We start from the raw sequence: 18,213 nt of genomic DNA on the forward strand, positions 1-18,213 counted from the left end.
AAGTTTTTTTCTTGCCCAAACTCATTCCAATCTGAATTCCATCATCTCTTCCGCCGATAGAGTTCTGTATCGTCTTTTATTCAAATCCTTCAAGTCAAAAGGTCCCACTTTCACACGAATGAGACGCAGCACCTTAAGACCTGCCCAGGCAAACATCTTGCGAACTTGGCGTTTTTTCCCTTCGTGGATTTCTATCGAATACCAGATTTCATTCTTTTCACCTTTCAGCGCCCTTATCTGCGCCGGAGCAGTAAGCCCCTCGTCCAACACAATTCCCTTTTCCATTTCCTCGCAGACTTCCTCCTCCAACTCTTGGTTCACCCACACATGATAAAGTTTTTTAATTTGAGAAGAAGGATGCATGAAACGATGAGACAAGGCACCATCATTCGTGAGCAAAATCAAACCTTCCGAATCATAGTCTAAACGACCCACCGCATTTACCGAGGGATGCAGATGAGGAATGAGGTCATACACCGTTTTTCGACCCTGCGGATCCCGCTTGGAAACAATCACCCCACGCGGCTTGTAGAGCAGATAATAGTATTTTTTTTCTTCGCGTTCTATCTTTTTGCCTTGAAGACAGATGCGATCGGTATCGGGATCCACCTTCACACCCAACTCGGACACCACTTTTCCATTGAGGGTAATTTTGCCCTTTAGGATAAGGCCTTCGGCCTTGCGACGAGAGGCAATACCTGCCTGGGAGAGATATTTTTGAAGACGTAGGAGAGGCATTACTCTAAGCTTGAATGTCCTGTTTGTTTTACAAAAGGTTCTTCGACTTTAGGATTCAAGGTCCCTTTTACTTTTTCGTCTAAACTGTGCAGGAGCTGTACCTCCTGATCTAGGGCTGAAAAGGTTTCTTCTTCCTCTTCCTCTAATTCAGCAAAATGAAGTTCCATCTCACTTTCCACTTCCTGGATTTCTTCTTCGATCTCCGTCTCCAAACGGACTACATTTCCAGGTTCCTCGTTGCGCTTCATCTCCTCTTCAATTTGATGCAATTCTTTTAGACTGGGCAAATCTTGAAGAGAATCGAGGTTGAAGATTTCCAAAAATCCTTCTGTGGTACCATAAAGCAGTGGCCGCCCAGGCTCATCTTTTTTACCCACAATGCGAATCAATTCCCTATCACTTAAACTCTTAACTACCCCCCCCGAATCCACTCCTCGAATTTGGTCAACCTCGATTCGAGTAATGGGTTGGCGATAGGCAATAATGGATAACGTTTCCAGGGCAGCCTGCGAAAGTCGAGTAGGAACAGCTTTACTCATCGCTCGGATGTAAGGCGCCAGTGAAGGTTTGCTTCTAAATTGATAGGCCTGGGCCACCTTTACTAAAGTAAAACCCCGTTCGGAATTTTTTTCATATTCCTGCATCAGATCATTGATGGCTTCCTGAATATCTGCACGACCCAACTTTTCTTCTTCTTCATTTTGCTTTTGGAGTAACTGCTCTTCCGCAGAAAGCTCCCGGCCAGCATCTTCTGGGGATAGAACTGCCAAACCCTCTAAACTTTCAGAAGCCGGCAAATCGGAAATGGAAGTTTCACTCTTTCCTTTAGAATCCAACACCATTTCCTCCATAAAACCCTCCTCATCCGAAAAAATATTGGCTATCTGTAGTTTTAAAAGATCCCCTTTCCCCACTTCTTCGAATTGAGCATTTACCTGGGTTTGAAATCCTTCGTTTGTTTTTTTGTCATCCTTTTCAACCTCAGGATCAACGCGCTGAATAATCTTTAAAAGATCAGTGGCATCCAAAGGTTTTTCGCAGGCAAAAAGCAAGGCCTCAACAACAGATTTAAGAGTTTGTGGATTCATTAAAATTCTCCTTGGGGCTTTGGACAGGGGCCTTCGTCAAATTCAGAACTTAATTCAAGATTCGTAGGAATTTCGGTTTGACCACGCAGTTCAATACGGATAGCAGCTTGTGCCTCTGCCTGCCAAACACGAATAAGTTTAAGACGAATCATTTCGAGCAAAGCCAAAAAGGTAACAATGCATTCGCCTTTTGTCTGCGCTGTTTCAAACACTTCTTCAAAGGTAATGGAACTTGCAGTTTTAAAATACTCAATCAGCTGGTAAATTCTTTGACTAACAGATAAACGCTCCATCGCCACTTCATGATACTTTTCGGGCTTTAATCTTTTGAGCACCCCGTTAAAGGCAAGCAAAAGCTTGTAAGAATCTGCTTGCAAGACTGGTTCTTCTATATTTCCCGTTTCGCGGTAAGGAGGATGAATAAAAACATCACGGCCCAAAAAAGGCCGCTCCGCTAATCTCGACGCCACATCTTTAAAGCGCTGATACTCCAGTAAACGCCTGGCCAGTTCAGCCCGAGGATCTTCCCCTTCATCCTCTTCTTCACTTTTTTCTTCGGGTAAGAGCATTTTTGATTTGATGTGAGCCAACTCCGCCGCCATCAAAATAAACTCACCGGCCAAATCGATATTTAATTCCTGCATCAGGTTGATATAGTGCAAGTATTGTTCAAGAATAGTGACAATGGGAATATTCTCTACCTGCACATCATTTTTGCGAATGAGGTGCATGAGCAAATCCAAAGGACCTTCAAAGGCAGGGAGATTGATTTTATAAGCTTCTTGGAGCATTCAGATGTCCCCCCTCTTAAGCTAAGAGGGGGTCAGGGGGCGTTATGGCAATTGGGTGCAAATTGATCATAACCCCTCCTAACCTCCCCTTAGCTTAAGGGGAGGAAATTTAAATTTTCATGACTTCTTTTATTTTTTTTAAATTCGCACTCGCCACTTTTCGAGCACGTTCCACCCCAGCTTCAATAATTTCATTCACCCGTTTGGGATTATTCTCAAATTCCTTACGTCTTTCCTGATGGGCTTTCAAGAAGGGAATTAAAGTTTCCAAGAAAACTTTTTTGCAATCCACACAGCCAATCGCCGCACTGCGGCATCCAGCGGCGAGTTCTGCCTGTTTCGTTTCGGCTGTATAAATTTTATGGTAATCGAATACCGGGCAAAGATCTGGATTGCCTACATCCGTGCGGCGTTTGCGAGCGGGATCGGTCATCATACTCAACACTTTTTTCTGCACGGCCTCGGGATTTTCAGACAAAAACAGTGAATTCCCAAAACTTTTGGACATCTTACGGCCATCGGTTCCCAGTAGCTTGGGAACCTCGGTAAGCATCGCCTCAGGCTCCACAAAGGTTTCGCCGTAGAGATGATTGAAGCGCCGAACCACTTCCCGAGAAAGTTCGATATGTGCCAGCTGATCTTGTCCTACAGGCACTTTGTTGGCTTGATAGAGGATCACATCGGCGGTTTGTAAAAGGGGGTAACCTAAAAATCCATAAGTGGAGAGGTCTTTTTCAGACAGTTCCTTTCGAAGTTCTTTGTAAGAGGGAACGCGCTCCAGCCAGGAAATGGGCGTAATCATCGAAAGCAGCAAGTGCAATTCCGCATGTTCAGGGACACGAGACTGAATAAAAAGCGTTGCGGAGTTTGGATCGATGCCACAAGCCAGCCAGTCGAGCAGCATCTGGTGAGTAAATTCTTTGATCGGACTTGGATTCGCATACTCGGTAGTCAAAGAATGCCAATCGGCTACAAAGAAATAGCAATCGTATTTTTTTTGCAGCTCCAGCCAGTTTTTAAGCACCCCGTGATAATGGCCTAAATGTAAATAGCCTGTGGGACGCATGCCCGAGACGACGCGTTGTTTCATAAAAAGTTCCCCCTCTTAAGCTAAGATCGGGGAAAAACAATAACGATTTATTGTTTTTCGGGGGCGTTATGGCAATTGGATGCAATTGAAACATAAGCCCTCCTAACCTCCCCTTAGCTTAAGGGGAGGCATTCAATTCGGTATCAACCTCTCCGCCAAAAAACTCACCGGTTTGGTAATAAAACCAAAACCCCAAATGTAATACACCGCAAAAATAATCAAAAATCCGTAGCGCGCCACCTGGGCGTAGGCAGGCACCCAGGCTTCGGGAAGCAGACCTTCAATAATTTTTCCACCATCCAAAGGATGCAGAGGAACCAGATTGAAAAACGCCAGACCCAAATTTAACCAGATTCCAATTTCTAAAACTGCAAAGACATAAGGAAAATTCTGAACGAAAAAAATACGCATCAATGCGGCACAAAATATTGCCAGCAGCAAATTAGAAGCAGGCCCTGCCAGTGAAATCCACAAACCATCTTTACGCGGATCTTTAAGCTGGTACGGATTCACCGGAACCGGCTTCCCCCAGCCCCCGATGGGAAAACGAAGTCCGGGGGTGAAAAAAAAGAAAATGGGGAGCAAAAAAGTTCCCACAAAATCCATGTGTCGAATAGGATTTAAACTGATACGCCCCAAATTTTTTGCGGTGTCGTCACCAAACAAAAACGCCACCCAGGCATGCGCGGATTCATGCACCGAAAGGGAGATCAGAAAAGTAGGGAAATAGAGAAGAAAGAATAGGAGACGATTGGACATCATAGTAGCTAGGCTTTCTTCAAACACTCATCATGATTATCAATATTTCTCAGAGTAATCATTCCTTGATCAGGGCCATATTCCCAGGTGAGACGATATTTCATGGTTACATAGGCCTCAAATACATCGCTGCCAAAATTACCTACTGCTCTTAAAACCTTATGTGTTTTTAGAGAGGGATGTTTGGGATTCTCGCTAAGAAGTTTGGTGGTTTTTCGTGTTGCTTCCAGAATATCTTTGGGAAGTTTTTTAAGTTTTTTCTCAAACAAAGGACTGATGAAAAGTTTATAGTTCATTTTTAAAGAGAGTCAAAAAAATCATCAATTTTGTCAGGTGAGATAATTTTACCTTTACCTTTTTTAATATCCTCTGATGCTTCTTTTTCGCCCTTTTGCCAACGATCCGTCCAAAAATAAGCCTGTTTATTCGTGATCACTCCTACAATAGGAAGCAAGCGAATGGTCCCATCCCTATCTTTTTCATAGGAGTAATATTTACTGTTTTTTGAACGAAGTGTTTTGGGCAAGCAGATACGACCCTGCTTATCTACTTCCAGAATTTGCTGTGAATTTGACATGGTTCTCAGTGTAATAAATAAGAACATTAAAGGTCAATGGTCATTGTCAGGGAAAGGCTCCATCCATCTCCCCTGCGCCTTAATCAACTCTACCAGACGCTCATCCGCAATCTCCTGAGGAATATTTTTTTCCACACATTCTTTACCGACATACAAATGAATCTTGTTGGGTCCTCCGCCCACATAGCCAAAATCGGCATCCGCCATCTCACCCGGACCATTCACAATACAACCCATGATTGCAATTTTAACCCCTTTGAGATGAGAAGTAATTTTTTTGATGCGTGCCGTAGTCGTTTGAAGATCAAACATCGTTCGACCACAAGAAGGGCAGGCAATAAATTCGGTTTTGGTCACCCGCTGACGCGCCGCCTGCAAAATATTGTAAGAAAGATTGATGGAATCCCGTAGGGGCGCAGCAAGCGGCGCCCCTACCTCGATGGAATCCCCCATCCCATCCAAAAGCAAGGCCCCCAATTGTCCCGCACTGCGGATCAAAACATCTTCTTCTTTTTGTAAATGCGGAACCAGATGCAAGACCGCTTCAATCTTCTTCTCGGCCAAACTCGCCGCCAAGGCTCGATTCACATGCAGCATATCCACTCCGGACCAACATAAGCCAAAACGATCCAGACCTTCTTGTTGAGAAAGCTGAGCCAGATTTAATAAAGCGAATCCCCTCTCCCCTTCTTCCATCCTCCACTCCAAAGCCAAGGGAAGCTGTTTTGCGATACGAATCATCTCAATCGCCTGAGCCTTCCATCCTTCAGGCGTTTTTTCTCGAGAAGGGCAAATACTCACCTTATCGACGGCAGGCGCAATTTGGGGAAAGAGATGAGGTGCTTCTTGAAGCGCTACCCCGAGAGCTAATCCTGAAAATTTTTTCTTAAAATGTGCTGCGTATTCCAGAAAAGAATCGACGGCCTCTAAATCATCCGGAATTTGAAAAGAAATAATTTCGGGAGGTCTATCTTTTTTAATTAATTCAGCAATGTCCTGCTCTAGCTTCTGTAATTTTTTCTCATCTTTTTCCCAAGGCAAACTATACTGCACTCGAATCAGATGCTTCCCGCTAAGATAGATGGGTCCTGCTTTTACGGTTTCAGAAGGGCGACGGCAGTATTGGAGAGGATTCCAGGAGGGAGGAGGGAAGTGGGAAGTGGGAAGTGGGAAGTGGGTAAAACTCCTCCCATCTCCCGTCTCCCGTCTCCCGTCTCCCATCTTCCCTCTTCCCTCATTAAACTCCCCCACCATCTCCCTCGCCACCGGAATCTCATGAATCGCATCTTCCGTCAGAGAAACCCGAATCGTATCGCCAATACCATCTTGCAACAAAGTCATAATGCCCACAGCAGACTTGATTCGGCCGTCTTCTCCATCGCCTGCTTCAGTCACTCCCAGGTGTAAGGGATAAGGCTCCAGACCCTCGGCATCCATTCGCTCGACTAACATGCGATAGGCCTGCACCATCACCTGGGTGTTGGAGGCCTTCATCGAAAGGACCAGTTCGTGATAATTTTGCTCCGCCGCAATGCGCAAAAATTCCAAAGCCGATTCCACCATGCCCAGCGGCGAATCCCCGTAGCGATTCATAATGCGGTCAGACAGCGAACCGTGATTCGTCCCAATACGCATCGCCACACCCCGCTCTTTGCATTTGAGAACTAGGGGAATAAATTTTTCTTTAATGCGGATCAGTTCGTCGTCGTATTCCGCATCGCTATATTCTTTGATCGCAAAAAGTTTTCGATCGGCAAAGTTTCCGGGATTAATTCGTACTTTATCGACATAATCTGCCGCAATCATGGCCGCCTGAGGCGTAAAATGAATATCGGCTACCAGCGGTGTGTTGTAACCTTGGGCGCGAAGTGCATCCCGAATATTTTTTAAATTTTCTGCATGATGAATGGTCGGGGCGGTGATGCGAACAATTTCACAGCCTGCTTCGATGAGACCCACAGCCTCTTTCACCACGGCTTCCGTGTTAAGGGTGTCAGAAATTGTCATGGATTGGACCCGGATAGGATTGTCACCTCCGATACCCACATTGCCAACCTGGACAACACGGGTTTTCCTTCGCTGATACTGGAATAAAGAGGGAGTGTAGCTCATGCTGGGGGTCTATCTTTAGAGGGCGATGGAGGTCAAGTGCTTCGAAAGACTAGACCTTATGACTATTTTGGACTCAAGTCCATTTTAGCCATGGCTATTTTGGAGTAGAGTCCAAAATAGTCATAAAAAGAAAATTAATTTGCCTTTCATCATAGACCTTAATAAAGTCGTAATTCTGGTCTAACGTAGTAAAAACGGAGAATAACATGAAACTAAGTACGGCGGTAAAACCCATCAGCTATCTCAAAGCCCATGCGTCCGAGCTTATTCGTAATATCAGCAATACCCAGCAAACATTAGTCATTACTCACAATGGAGAGGCAAAGGTAGTCATACAAGACATTCGCTCTTTCGAAAAAATGCAGGAGACCTTAGCCCTGCTAAAAATTCTAACAAACAGCAAACAAAACATCAGACGTGGCAAAACCAAATCGCTAGAGGCAACTTTTTCCAGTTTAGAAAAGCGAATACAGGCATTTAAAAATGAAAAAGTTTAATGTAATTTTGGATCAGGCAGCCGAGGATGATCTCTTTGAAATCTATACTTATATTGCACTAAACAACTCTGAAGAACGTGCGGATATGATTTTTAAATCTCTGCGCGATACTTGTTACTTATTATCCTCACAACCTCAAAGAGGACATATTCCGCCAGAGCTACTGGAAATTGGAAGAGTCGAATTCAAAGAAATCCATTGCAAACCCTATCGAATTTTTTATTCCATTGAAAAGAGTACGGTTCAAATCCATTGTATTTTGGATGGACGAAGAGACATTCAAAGTATCTTACAAGAACGAGTGCTTAGAGATTGATGGGGCTGCTCACGATGACACAGCAAGGATTAGAAAAAAGCCTAATCCCTCGGATGAAGCTTGACCACCTCTTTCAGGCGCCGTTCATCGATATGCGTATAAATCTCCGTCGTGGAAATATCGGAGTGCCCCAGCATCGTTTGCACGGCCCTCAGATCGGCGCCGCGCTCTAACAAGTGTGTGGCAAAGGAATGCCGCAACGTATGCGGGGAGATGTGTTTTTGAATTCCTACCTGAAGCGTATAACGTTGAATCAAAATCCAAAATTGCTGTCTCGTAATCACCGATCTTTTTTGAGAGATGAACACCTGGCTGAGATTTTTTCCTTTCAAGATTCTCTCTCGGGCCCCTTGCAGATATTCTCGCAGATGACGCACTGCTGAGCGTCCCATGGGCACCAGGCGTTCTTTGGAGCCCTTTCCTAAAGTGCGCAGATAGCCTTCGTTCAGTGATAAATTTTCAATTTTCAAATTCACCAGTTCTGAAACCCGCAGGCCGGTGGCGTACATCAGCTCCAGCATGGCCTTGTCGCGAAGCCCCAAGGGCTTTGAAAGATCGGGAGCCGCGAGCAGCTTTTCCACTTCTTCCAGACTGAGCCAATGAGGCAATTTACGTCCCATTTTGGGCATATCCAGAGTTTCTGTGGGATCTTCTGTAAACACTTGTTCTTGCCCCAATACCCGGTAAAGCTGACGAATACTGCTTTGTGCGCGGCTGCGCGAACGGATGGAAAGCCCTTCTTTTTGCAAGAGCTGAAAATAATCGATCAGGTGGAGAGGAGTAACTTGAGCCAGGGAAAGTTTTTTTAGTTTTACAAATCTTGAAAAACGCTGCAGGTCTCGGGCATAGGCCTCCAGCGTTGCTGAAGACAGGCCCTTGTCGAGGCGCAAGATCTGAAGAAACAAATCGAGCTGTTCATCCAAAGAAAGATTTTTAAAATTTATGGAAGAAGACATAGAAATAAAAGATTGGCAAAAACCCTTTCAGATCTTTCCAGCCCTTCCGGATATTCAAAATACATCCGACTGGATTCTAGAGATAGGCCCCGGCAATGGAAAGTTTATTTTATGGATGGCCCAAAATCATCCCCAAAAAACCTTTTTTACCTTGGAACTGCGAAACATGCGCTACCAGAATGTCGTGGAAAAAACGAAGAAATTAAAGCTGAACAATCTCATTTCAGTACATGGCGATGCTCGTTATTGCCTGACTGAGCTTTTGGAAAAAGAAACACTGAGTGAAATCTTTATTTTATTCCCCGATCCCTGGTTTAAAAGACGTCATTATAAACATCGCTTAATTAACGAAGAGCGTACAGAGTTATTTCATAAGTTATTAAAAACCGTAGGAAAAGTTTGGGTGGCTACCGACGACGCCCCTTACGCCGAGCACATCCAGCAAGTGTTCTTAGAAAAACATTGGGAGATTCAAGAAGGCAAATCGCTTTTTCCCACTTACTTCGAGACTAAATGGAAAAAAATGGGTAGAACCATTCATTATTTTTGTTTTGTGAAGAAACTTTTATAGAAGATTGCCGATAATAAATTGAGGAGTTGCTTATGAAAAAATTGTTAAAACTTGCTGGCCTTGGTTTGTTTTTGTTAAGTTTTCTCGTTTCTCAAAAATCATTCGCACAATATTACCCTGGATATTACGATACTTGGAGCGCCCCCATTTGGGGAGGCTATTCCCTTTATGGATGTCTAAAAGGATCTGATTGTTCTTCAGGCGATCGGGCGGCAACGATTACAGGACTGGGGGTCACTGCCATTGATTTGGGGGTAAGCAGCTATCTCAATTCAAAAGCAAATGAAAAAGCCATTCAAGAGATGCAATACAAGGCCGATGCAGCCAAAGAGGCCTACAATCCTCAACGCATTCAGGATTTTCAAAATATTCAAAAGCTCAATTCTTTTTTCCTAGACACCCCTGTATCCCCCACAACACCGACCGTACAGAGCAGTCACCCCAATAATCCAGGAGCTCATAGTCCACAAATTACTCCGGCACCTCAATCGAGGGAGTTGAGGCCCTAGATTATAACATAAAAGTCCCCTCTCCCTTGAGGGGAGAGGGTTAGGGTGAGGGTGACAACTCGAAAGTACTTTGAGCACCCTCCCTCCAACTCCCTCCCCTCAAGGGAGGGAGGACTTCAACAAAGTGCAAAACAATAAAAAAACTTTCTTCTTCATTTTTCTTCTTCTCACTTACCCCCTCCTCTGCATGGCCCAAGCAATGGGGACTCCCCCCGTGGTAGCCGCCAATGGCTTTGGCTGTGTCAAAACGCAGATGATGGTGAGCTGCAAAGGCCGGTTTCCAGGGGTTCCCGGCACCTTCAGTGCTTCCGGTGCTCATCAGGTGAATATTACCTACGAAACCCCCGACCTGCCTGGAAATCGTTTTAGTTTTGACAGCAGCAACGGCTGTTTGATGCGAGTGAGTTTCGACCGGGGAGGAAGATCGACTGAGGTGACGGTGTGGAATGCTGCAGCGATTTCAAAAAGTTTTCTCATGCCGATGCAACAGGCCGAAGCCTCGCGGTTTTGTCAGGGGAAGTAGAAAGAATTCTATTAGATCTCTTTCATAAATCAGCGAACGGTCCAAGTGCAAGGCGCGGAGGGTCCAAAATACCGGAGTTTGCTACTGCAAATGAGGATTTTTTGGATACCGCAACGCCGCAATTGGATCGTGCAGCGATTTATGAAAGAGATCTATTGGCAATAAGTTCTAGCGCTGCCCCGTCTCAGCATTTCCCATTCTGGGAATCCATAACGCTGCACCATTCCTTCGATGACGGATTCATCTACTCCCATCCTCTCTGCAAACAAGGCAATGGCATCAAACGATTGACAGGTACTAAAGCCGGAGTCGTGTCCTAAAAAAGAGAGAAGGGAGCGAAAACGGTCACGATCGAGATGTTCCAGGGCTTCAAAAAAGCAAGCACCCGCCTCATAGGGAAAATGCCCTGCGGAGTAGAGAGAGGTATCAACAGGGATTTCAAAACTTCCTCCATCACTCAAGTTTAAGACTTGGGCCACACTAAATCCGCTCTCCCCACAGATCAGACGATAGGATTGACTCAAGTTGATATCCCGATTCAAGAGCAAGAGATTGACGGTAGACGGATCGGTTTCGTTTCTTAGCATACAGGAATCTCCAATACCAAAATTTCGGGTAAGGCCGGAATCCAGATGGAAGGAATCGTTCTGCCTGTCACTGCAGCGAAAAGAGAAGAGGGCTGTTGGGGTGCTGCTAATATGAATCAACTCTGTGTCTGTTCCCCGACTGAGACGAAGCAGTAATCCTCCACCCACAGGGAAATCGGCATAAAGACTCACAGACAAACCTTGCAATGCCGGAACGGCAGGATCCAATGCCAATGCAAGCCCGGAATGATTTGCGCTACAACAGGTAAGCCTCAAGCTTGCCTCTACATGGATATCACCACACTCCGATCCATAAGCATAATAGCAATTTCGGGCATCTGTGCTGGCGGCCTGAACCATCGGCATATTAATAGGACTTTCCAATACAGTCTGGTAAGACCGGTTTGCATCTCGCTCAAGATATCGGGCAATGCCTTCCGCCAAGTAATTATTCCGCACATACTCCACCCGATTTTTATCCGGAGTATGGCCTAGAAATGGGAAAAGAGGAGGGCGTCCGTCGGTGTATTGATGTACCGTTTCATGAAGGATAACAGGGTCTGTACAGGCCCCCGTCGAAGAAGCATTGGAATTTGGATTAGACAGTCCATAGTTAGAAAATACAAGCGTGCTGCTATCAGGATTGTACTCACCTATAGCACTTCCGCCTCCTAAATTCAGCAGTGGATCAGCAAAAGGAACGACAATGAACAAATCGTGATTGTAAGGCAAGGTTTGGAACCCTCTTGTAAGAAGATGTTCCTGACAGGCCTGGGCTTGCCCAAACATATACGTCGCAAGAGCGGAAGCGTCGGATTCACTTAAGCCTGTTGCCCGACTTACTTGCACACTCATGTCTCGGGAAGGGGCACCGGCCAAAGGAACTTGACGGCTGAAAGTATAAAATTGAGGATCACTGGGATCCGGTATCGGAGGAGTGGGTCTTGTTTCACAAACACAGTTTGATCCTGATCTTTCTAGCCAAGCCCCAGGATTTTGAGGATCATAGGTCCCTGGAGATTGTGCCTCAAGCGTCAAGGCCTCTGCAGAACTACAATAGGTGCTGTAGTCGGAGGAATTCCCTCGGGTGTGAATGAGGTAGCGATGAAGCACTCCAGGTTGGAGGGGTAAATGGGGAGAACCATAATCGGTAATTGTAATGGAGTTTCCTTCGACTGACATTGTACCATTAGGAAAGACTTGATTTTGAGCCAAAGGGGCTCGACGCAAAAGCCGGTCTCCAACCCAATCTTCACGGAAAATTTCAAAGTAAGCAGGATAAAAGGAGTAGGCTCCTGTGGGCAAAGGCTGTGAATTGAAAGACAATGTATTGCTGAGATGGATTTCAATATAATTTTCATGAGGTGTCGTACTTCCGCTAGGAAGAGGGGGAGAGTTAACACAGGAGTGAGTATCTTGGGGGGCATTCTGGGGGGCACAACCGACACCTGGAATTAAATCAAAAACGGAAAAATCGCCCCAGCCTCTGGTCACGAAATCTTCGACCCTACTCCAGATTGTCCTTTGAACAGGAGTGTTGGGGTTGGAACGCGAAACAAGGGCATTTACCCGCTGGAATGAAGAGGCTGATGGACGAGGCGTGGAAGGAGATCCAGGAAGCCCTCCAGCATTGACCCCATCCACAGTTGCAATTACTCGATGAACGGTTCGAGAAAGAGAATCAAGCCATCCCATAGACACTCCTAGTTTAAAGTGCTCCAGACACTCGATTTAGCTTATCGTCAGACTTCATCAAAAGTTGCTAAGTTTTTTTCGGGAGATCAATGCGTAAAGTCGTACGCAAAAGAATTGGCGTGAGAGGCATCGGTAAAATGTGCGCTACGTACAGGGGCTGTGTTGTCGCGAGTGGTGTTGGCATCGGTCCAAATGGCAAGATGGGTATCGTCAATTAAGACATAAAGCAGGTTGCTATTAAAGGAAACCTGATCTTGGTTGAGAGTCAGGGTAGTCGCATCTCCCACAATGCGACGTGAAGAGGCTACGGCAGCTGACAAAGTAGAGGCGCTATCGAAAATTTCGATGGAGTGGTAATCGCTCTCTGAAACAAACAAGATATTATTGTCAGGATTCAAAGCCAAGCCATTCAAATTCACAAAGGCATTGGTCGCATTTGTAAAACTGCGTGTAGGGGTAAGGGCAGTGCTCGATGACAGGGTGGCTGCATTTTCGTAGACCTTTACAGAGACCGAAACCGGATCGGCCACATAGAGCAGATCACGAGCCACATCGAGAACAAAGGCTGACGGTTGATATCCCAAGGGGATAGTTCGAGTGGGGCTTGAACCCGCGCTTAAATTACGAATGGCATCCCACACTTTAATCGCCTGATCGGTGAGATCGGTCGCGTAGAGCCTGTCATTGGTGGCATCGTAAAAGAAGGCCCCTGCCCTCTTTAAGCCTGCATAAGTGCGTAAGGGAGTGGCATTGCCGCTGCTGGTAGACGCAGGTGAAAAAACGATGATTTTTTGCTGGGTGGTATCTGCCACATAAAGATAATCGCGGCTTGTATCTACAGCGACCACGGTGGGACTGGTGATTAAGGTATTAGACCCCGAAATCGTGCGACTGGCGGCAACAGCCCCGCTCAGAGTACTTAAATTATCGTAGACATAAACCGAATCATTGAGGTTATCCACCACATACAAAATTCCATTCCCGGAACTTCCCCCTCCCGCGGGATTGGGGATGGGATCAAAACTGCAAGAACAAATGAACAGAAAAAGAAAGGAAGAAAATAGAAACAACAAACTTTTGAGTTTTGTCATAAGGCCCTCTACTGTAAATTTTTATACAAAATTTTCGCAATCCTTTCGCGGTTCCCCGCTGCCTGATTCAGCAAAATCGCAAAACGAACGGTCTTGTGGGTAGGCGAATCAAAATACCCCATGAGACAAGACACCCCGCTCAAGGTACCAGTCTTCGCCACAATGCCTTCTAATTTCTCAGGAAGCAAATCTTTATATTTTTCGAAGGCCCTCAAAATTTGCACCATCTGCAAGGGAGAAAATTGATTTTTTCGCGAAAGACCCGAACCTTCCTCCACATAAAAATTTTTCAAACCCACTTTGGTCTTTAAAAATTCCGTCACCACTTTTTGACCTTTCTCCAAAGTGGCGGGTACTCCGTATTTGCCGGCACCCAAGGTCATGAATAACTGGTTCGCAATAAAATTGGTAGAGAACTTCAACATCGACTGGATCACTTCAGCCAGGTTTTTGGACGAGGCGTGAGCGAGAAACAATTTAGTCTCTTCGCCAACTTTTCCTTTGCGAATGGTCCCGTTTACGGGAATCTTTTGAGCTTCCAGAAAAGCCTTCAGCAAATGCCCCACATACAAAAGGGATTCCTCAGGATGTGCTGCGAGATTGATACGATCGGTTCCGGCTTTGGCTTTGCTGGCCAAAGTCCGCGTAAGTTCTGTCATGGGAGTTTGAGCTTCTGCCGATTCAATCTGGCCGTTTTTATTTTTTCGAATCACGATGGTATTAAAATTCGCCGACAAGGCAGAATTCAAGGCATCATAAGGATTAAGAGAAGACGAAGCCCCTGGCACTTGAAGGGCAGGGAAAAAACTGTCATCCAAAATAATATCTTTCACCTGTTTGAGTCCCTTTTGTCTCAGCTCGCCGCTCAGGGCATCCAGTTCTTCGGATACCAAATAGGGGTCCGCATATCCTTTAATATAAAGATTATTTTCCGCATCCAGAAATACGCCCGTTTTAAATCGATAATCGCGGCCCAAAGATTCTAAGGCTACCAGAGAGGTAACTACTTTCAGAGTGGAAGCAGGCATGAAGTCTTGCTGGGCAGCGTCTTCAAAAAGGACCTTTCCTTTTGCATCTTCCACATAAATACCGCCATGACTCACGAGTTTTTTCACCTCGTTCATCCAAGGAACAGAGGCCTCGGCATGGAGGAAATGGGGAAAAAGAAAAAAGGTAAAGAGAAATAAAAATCTCACGCCTTCGCCAGAACGACAGACACGATTAAAAATAATTTTCTTCATAAATCCTTTAAGACTGAGAGGGTTTCACTAGGTCTGTGGGGATGAATAAAACAGTAAAAAAATAAAAAGTAAATAACCCAATTTCGCCTGTCATAAAAAATCTCCTTGGTCTTATTTTGCGGGGGCAGAACTGCACTCTTGGGGTTCTTTCACTTTTCGTTCCACCAGATATTGCCTGAAATCCTTCATTCCCTTCACACAATCCACTGGAGTTACAGAGACAGTCAACTGGCACATCAGCGATGCCGTAGAATCGAGTTTTTCGGCTGCACCGCAACAACGAACAAAACTTTCACAACCCGGACCTTGCGGAGGCCATACCTTTTTGCCATCGGAAAGGACGACAGCTTTGGAATCTTGTGAGGCTGTGGTTGAAGGCTGAGAAAAGAGTGGTTTTGTAAAAAACAGGAGAAAGCTGCATAAAAAAGGCAGCCAAAAAAATATTTTTTTCATCCGTATTTACTCCCTTAATGAACAAATTATGATAGGAATTTTTCTTTCATTTTTTTTGGCGCATTTTCAATTAAAAAAATCAGAAGAAAAGCTAGAGCCCATAGCTATTTCACCTTAATTTTTATTTTTTTGGACATCACGGGCGGATCATTCGGAACGTGGTTTCCCCCCGCGAGCAAGAGCTGCAAGGTGTGCTCGCCGGGTGAAAGAGTCAGAGTAGTTTCGGTCTGTGCCTTTCCAAAATGGATAACTTTATCCGTAGAGGGAAGGGGCTGGTTCAGGGGGGGAAGAAGATCGACATCGACCAGAAGATGATGATGACCTTGCTTGTCTTTCACTTCACCGGCGGGGGCCAGTTCCATTCCTTGAATTCCAAATTTTACAACGACAGGATTGCTAACTGTAGCGCCATTGGCGGGTTCTATAATGAACACCTTGGCACCCATAGGAGATTTTGCCCTGGGCAACTTGATCGAACTTTCAGGAGCGGTTTGAGTAGCGGCGTTTTCTTTTGAATAGCCTGTATTCAAAAGGGTTAAGCTAAGAATTGTTGCGAGAGTAAGTATTTGTGCTTTCATAGGGGACTCCTTAAAGGTTTTTTAATTCTTCCTTCCTCGATAATGCCCACGAGAATCTGCAGCCGACTGAGGTGGCCTAGCAGATTTTGCAGACTTAAAAAACCCTCTTTCACTGGTTCTTTTTTGATGCTGCCTGGGATCACGAAAACGCGGAACTAGTGGTGCAACTTTTATCGCTTCAAGGGGGGGTAAAGGAATAAGCTTGAGGGTCTTTCGTATCAATTTTTCAATCTCACGAATGTCGGCTCTTTGATCTGGAGTGGCGAAAGAAATAGCACGCCCTTCCCTGCCTGCCCTGCCCGTGCGGCCAATGCGATGGACATAATCTTCGGATTGATCGGGGAGATCAAAGTTTATGACCATACCAATATTATGCACATCAATCCCGCGTGCGGCGATATCCGTGGCCACTAAAATCCGATAGCGACCCGTTTTAAAGCCTTCGAGAGCTTCTTTTCTCTGGTTGAGTGAGCGGTTGGAATGAATCTCCGCGGCAGAATAACCAATGAAATTAAGATCCCGACAAATCTTTTTGGCGCCATGTTTGGTGCGCGAAAAAACGAGCGCTGTGCCTTCGGATTTGTGAAGGATAGTGGCAAGCAGGGCCAGCTTTAAATCTTTATTCACAATGATAATTTCCTGCTCCACTTGTTCCGCAGCGGTTCCCGAGGGAGCCACTTCGATACGAACTGGAAGCGCCATGTAAGTCGCTGCAATTTTTACAATAGCCGCAGGCATGGTTGCCGAGAAAAGCAGGGTCTGCCTTTGTTTGGGCACCGTCTTTAAAATTTGATTAATTTGTGGGGCAAAACCCATGTCCAGCATGCGGTCGGCTTCATCCAGAACCAGAATTTTAATATCATCCAGTTTGATCGTGCGCTGTTGAAGGTGATCTAAAAGTCTGCCCGGAGTGGCAATAATAATCTGAGGTTTTTTTTGCAAAGCCAACACTTGCTTGTTAAACGATTCCCCGCCAATCAGCACGGCGGTTCCTATCGCCAGAGATCTTCCCATTTTTTCCAGGGTTTCTTCTACCTGCAGGGCAAGTTCTCGAGTTGGCAACAAGATGAGTCCTCGACCTACGATAGATTGCAAACGGTGAAGCATGGGAATGCCAAAGGCCAGCGTCTTCCCCGTACCGGTTTGGGCAATTCCAATAATATCTTTGCCCTCAATTCCTGTGGGGATGGACTGATGCTGAATCGGGGTGGGAATTTTGAATTTTAACTCCTCAAGAATTTTTAGAATGCGGGGGGAAATTCCCAGGCTGGAAAAAGCATGTTCTGATTTTGTGGGTGTCATAAGAATTACTTAGCCTCTATCCCTATACCCACCTGCAAGGCGGGCCTTTTTATATTTTGCGTATAATCCCAGACTAAAAGAATTTTAATTTCAAATTCGTCCGAAGATTCCAGTTTTATTTTTTTTTGAACCACGGTTTCGGCGTAAAGATTATTTTCATCTTTAACCAGTTTAGACGGAGCAATGGTTTCAATCAGCTTCCACCATTCATTCGTATGCGCTTCATTCAGAAGAAGTGGCGGCGAAAAAAAATAGTAGCGCAGCAAATCAGGGGGAGCGGGAATCCCCGTATTTTTATCAAAATAATCCCCGGATATCTCTAAACGATTAGCACTGGCTTCATAATGTATCTCATTAAATCGAGGCCTTTCGACCGAAGAGGAAGAGGCATCGGGATGGGGATCGTCGCGAAGATAAACCGCCCATTCCAGAATGGAATTCAAGCGAAGCCTGTAGCTTTTCTGCCGGGGTGACAGGAGCTGCAGTAATGACGCAATGGCCTGAGCATCCTTATTTTGAAAAACAAAAGTTTTTTTCACAGCCATTGCCAGTTTCGCGCCTTGCATGCGAGGTGAATACAGGAAAAGTGAAAGAAAAGCTACACTCACTAAAATGTCAGCGCGCATGACAGGGAGCCTGGAGTTCGCATGATAGGGCCCCACCTGTACGCATGATAGGGACCCGGTGGTTCGCAAGGATAGGGACCCACTTTTTCCTCTAAAAAATAGCGACGGATCTT

At 45.4% G+C, this 18,213-nt stretch carries 21 protein-coding genes; 5 read left to right on the forward strand and 16 right to left on the reverse strand.

What is annotated here, in order from left to right:
- Positions 1-21: 21 nt before the first annotated feature.
- The 8 genes from HQM15_05735 to ispG form a co-directional block, all read right to left on the reverse strand.
- Positions 22-738 carry an rRNA pseudouridine synthase gene (locus HQM15_05735; protein ID MBF0492264.1) on the reverse strand — a complete coding sequence of 239 codons (717 nt, stop codon included), beginning with the start codon at positions 736-738 and terminating at the stop codon, positions 22-24.
- Positions 738-1,826, reverse strand: coding sequence for an SMC-Scp complex subunit ScpB (gene scpB, locus HQM15_05740; protein MBF0492265.1), 1,089 nt, complete (start codon positions 1,824-1,826; stop codon positions 738-740). Before scpB ends, HQM15_05735 begins: the two co-directional genes overlap by 1 nt.
- Positions 1,826-2,617, reverse strand: coding sequence for a segregation/condensation protein A (locus tag HQM15_05745; GenBank protein ID MBF0492266.1), 792 nt, complete (start codon positions 2,615-2,617; stop codon positions 1,826-1,828). The genes scpB and HQM15_05745 overlap by 1 nt, the downstream gene beginning before the upstream one ends.
- Before the next feature lie 109 nt (positions 2,618-2,726).
- Positions 2,727-3,707 carry a tryptophan--tRNA ligase gene (gene trpS / locus HQM15_05750; GenBank protein ID MBF0492267.1) on the reverse strand — a complete coding sequence of 327 codons (981 nt, stop codon included), beginning with the start codon at positions 3,705-3,707 and terminating at the stop codon, positions 2,727-2,729.
- A 132-nt stretch (positions 3,708-3,839) separates the two neighbouring features.
- Positions 3,840-4,469 (reverse strand): site-2 protease family protein, encoded by a 630-nt coding sequence (locus HQM15_05755; protein ID MBF0492268.1) that lies wholly within the window; start codon positions 4,467-4,469, stop codon positions 3,840-3,842.
- A 5-nt stretch (positions 4,470-4,474) separates the two neighbouring features.
- On the reverse strand, positions 4,475-4,762 hold the full coding sequence (locus tag HQM15_05760; GenBank protein ID MBF0492269.1) for a hypothetical protein: 288 nt from the start codon (positions 4,760-4,762) through the stop codon (positions 4,475-4,477).
- A gap of 2 nt (positions 4,763-4,764) precedes the next feature.
- Positions 4,765-5,043 (reverse strand): hypothetical protein, encoded by a 279-nt coding sequence (locus tag HQM15_05765; GenBank protein ID MBF0492270.1) that lies wholly within the window; start codon positions 5,041-5,043, stop codon positions 4,765-4,767.
- Positions 5,044-5,076: 33 nt separating this feature from the next.
- The gene (gene ispG, locus HQM15_05770; protein ID MBF0492271.1) at positions 5,077-7,155 is read right to left on the reverse strand and encodes a (E)-4-hydroxy-3-methylbut-2-enyl-diphosphate synthase; all 2,079 of its coding nucleotides are present in this window, start codon (positions 7,153-7,155) and stop codon (positions 5,077-5,079) included.
- A gap of 206 nt (positions 7,156-7,361) precedes the next feature.
- On the opposite strand from ispG, the gene HQM15_05775 reads away from it, so the two are divergent.
- Together HQM15_05775 and HQM15_05780 are read left to right on the forward strand one after the other, a co-directional pair.
- Positions 7,362-7,652, forward strand: a complete 291-nt coding sequence (locus tag HQM15_05775; GenBank protein MBF0492272.1) for a type II toxin-antitoxin system Phd/YefM family antitoxin — start codon at positions 7,362-7,364, stop codon at positions 7,650-7,652.
- On the forward strand, positions 7,639-7,968 hold the full coding sequence (locus HQM15_05780) for a type II toxin-antitoxin system RelE/ParE family toxin (GenBank protein MBF0492273.1): 330 nt from the start codon (positions 7,639-7,641) through the stop codon (positions 7,966-7,968). Before HQM15_05775 ends, HQM15_05780 begins: the two co-directional genes overlap by 14 nt.
- Positions 7,969-8,009: 41 nt before the next feature.
- On the opposite strand, the gene xerD is transcribed toward HQM15_05780, so the two are convergent.
- Positions 8,010-8,891 (reverse strand): site-specific tyrosine recombinase XerD, encoded by an 882-nt coding sequence (gene xerD, locus HQM15_05785; protein ID MBF0492274.1) that lies wholly within the window; start codon positions 8,889-8,891, stop codon positions 8,010-8,012.
- Positions 8,892-8,910: 19 nt separating this feature from the next.
- Between xerD and trmB the strand changes: the two genes are divergently transcribed.
- The 3 genes from trmB to HQM15_05800 all read left to right on the forward strand — a co-directional run bounded on the left by trmB (position 8,911) and on the right by HQM15_05800 (position 10,527).
- Positions 8,911-9,495, forward strand: coding sequence for a tRNA (guanosine(46)-N7)-methyltransferase TrmB (gene trmB / locus HQM15_05790; GenBank protein MBF0492275.1), 585 nt, complete (start codon positions 8,911-8,913; stop codon positions 9,493-9,495).
- A gap of 32 nt (positions 9,496-9,527) precedes the next feature.
- Positions 9,528-10,004, forward strand: coding sequence for a hypothetical protein (locus HQM15_05795; GenBank protein ID MBF0492276.1), 477 nt, complete (start codon positions 9,528-9,530; stop codon positions 10,002-10,004).
- Positions 10,005-10,128: 124 nt separating this feature from the next.
- Positions 10,129-10,527, forward strand: coding sequence for a hypothetical protein (locus tag HQM15_05800; protein MBF0492277.1), 399 nt, complete (start codon positions 10,129-10,131; stop codon positions 10,525-10,527).
- Between the two features lie 152 nt (positions 10,528-10,679).
- Here HQM15_05800 and HQM15_05805 read toward each other — a convergent pair whose 3' ends face one another.
- From HQM15_05805 to HQM15_05835, 7 genes are all read right to left on the reverse strand, one after another.
- Positions 10,680-12,809 carry a hypothetical protein gene (locus HQM15_05805; protein MBF0492278.1) on the reverse strand — a complete coding sequence of 710 codons (2,130 nt, stop codon included), beginning with the start codon at positions 12,807-12,809 and terminating at the stop codon, positions 10,680-10,682.
- A gap of 86 nt (positions 12,810-12,895) precedes the next feature.
- A complete protein-coding gene (locus HQM15_05810; GenBank protein ID MBF0492279.1) occupies positions 12,896-13,900 on the reverse strand; it encodes a hypothetical protein in 1,005 nt (334 codons plus the stop codon).
- An 8-nt stretch (positions 13,901-13,908) separates the two neighbouring features.
- Positions 13,909-15,141, reverse strand: coding sequence for a D-alanyl-D-alanine carboxypeptidase (locus tag HQM15_05815; GenBank protein ID MBF0492280.1), 1,233 nt, complete (start codon positions 15,139-15,141; stop codon positions 13,909-13,911).
- Between the two features lie 111 nt (positions 15,142-15,252).
- Positions 15,253-15,594, reverse strand: coding sequence for a hypothetical protein (locus HQM15_05820; protein ID MBF0492281.1), 342 nt, complete (start codon positions 15,592-15,594; stop codon positions 15,253-15,255).
- Positions 15,595-15,698: 104 nt separating this feature from the next.
- A complete protein-coding gene (locus HQM15_05825) occupies positions 15,699-16,172 on the reverse strand; it encodes a DUF4399 domain-containing protein (protein ID MBF0492282.1) in 474 nt (157 codons plus the stop codon).
- A gap of 21 nt (positions 16,173-16,193) precedes the next feature.
- Positions 16,194-17,474 carry a DEAD/DEAH box helicase gene (locus HQM15_05830; protein MBF0492283.1) on the reverse strand — a complete coding sequence of 427 codons (1,281 nt, stop codon included), beginning with the start codon at positions 17,472-17,474 and terminating at the stop codon, positions 16,194-16,196.
- A gap of 5 nt (positions 17,475-17,479) precedes the next feature.
- A complete protein-coding gene (locus HQM15_05835; protein MBF0492284.1) occupies positions 17,480-18,019 on the reverse strand; it encodes a hypothetical protein in 540 nt (179 codons plus the stop codon).
- Positions 18,020-18,213: the final 194 nt, after the last annotated feature.

The organism is Deltaproteobacteria bacterium (assembly GCA_015233135.1).
GTDB lineage: Bacteria > UBA10199 > UBA10199 > JADFYH01 > JADFYH01 > JADFYH01.

Bases quoted from the DNA above. Each gene is read 5' to 3' on its own strand.
- HQM15_05820 (MBF0492281.1), bottom strand. From the start codon at position 15,594: ATGAAAAAAATATTTTTTTGGCTGCCTTTTTTATGCAGCTTTCTCCTG.
- HQM15_05745 (MBF0492266.1), bottom strand. From the start codon at position 2,617: ATGCTCCAAGAAGCTTATAAAATCAATCTCCCTGCCTTTGAAGGTCCT.
- trpS (MBF0492267.1), bottom strand. From the start codon at position 3,707: ATGAAACAACGCGTCGTCTCGGGCATGCGTCCCACAGGCTATTTACAT.
- HQM15_05735 (MBF0492264.1), bottom strand. From the start codon at position 738: ATGCCTCTCCTACGTCTTCAAAAATATCTCTCCCAGGCAGGTATTGCC.
- HQM15_05755 (MBF0492268.1), bottom strand. From the start codon at position 4,469: ATGATGTCCAATCGTCTCCTATTCTTTCTTCTCTATTTCCCTACTTTT.
- HQM15_05765 (MBF0492270.1), bottom strand. From the start codon at position 5,043: ATGTCAAATTCACAGCAAATTCTGGAAGTAGATAAGCAGGGTCGTATC.
- HQM15_05760 (MBF0492269.1), bottom strand. From the start codon at position 4,762: ATGAACTATAAACTTTTCATCAGTCCTTTGTTTGAGAAAAAACTTAAA.
- HQM15_05830 (MBF0492283.1), bottom strand. From the start codon at position 17,474: ATGACACCCACAAAATCAGAACATGCTTTTTCCAGCCTGGGAATTTCC.
- HQM15_05805 (MBF0492278.1), bottom strand. From the start codon at position 12,809: ATGGGATGGCTTGATTCTCTTTCTCGAACCGTTCATCGAGTAATTGCA.
- HQM15_05775 (MBF0492272.1), top strand. From the start codon at position 7,362: ATGAAACTAAGTACGGCGGTAAAACCCATCAGCTATCTCAAAGCCCAT.
- scpB (MBF0492265.1), bottom strand. From the start codon at position 1,826: ATGAATCCACAAACTCTTAAATCTGTTGTTGAGGCCTTGCTTTTTGCC.
- HQM15_05780 (MBF0492273.1), top strand. From the start codon at position 7,639: ATGAAAAAGTTTAATGTAATTTTGGATCAGGCAGCCGAGGATGATCTC.
- HQM15_05835 (MBF0492284.1), bottom strand. From the start codon at position 18,019: ATGGCTGTGAAAAAAACTTTTGTTTTTCAAAATAAGGATGCTCAGGCC.
- HQM15_05810 (MBF0492279.1), bottom strand. From the start codon at position 13,900: ATGACAAAACTCAAAAGTTTGTTGTTTCTATTTTCTTCCTTTCTTTTT.
- ispG (MBF0492271.1), bottom strand. From the start codon at position 7,155: ATGAGCTACACTCCCTCTTTATTCCAGTATCAGCGAAGGAAAACCCGT.
- trmB (MBF0492275.1), top strand. From the start codon at position 8,911: ATGGAAGAAGACATAGAAATAAAAGATTGGCAAAAACCCTTTCAGATC.
- HQM15_05815 (MBF0492280.1), bottom strand. From the start codon at position 15,141: ATGAAGAAAATTATTTTTAATCGTGTCTGTCGTTCTGGCGAAGGCGTG.
- HQM15_05795 (MBF0492276.1), top strand. From the start codon at position 9,528: ATGAAAAAATTGTTAAAACTTGCTGGCCTTGGTTTGTTTTTGTTAAGT.
- HQM15_05825 (MBF0492282.1), bottom strand. From the start codon at position 16,172: ATGAAAGCACAAATACTTACTCTCGCAACAATTCTTAGCTTAACCCTT.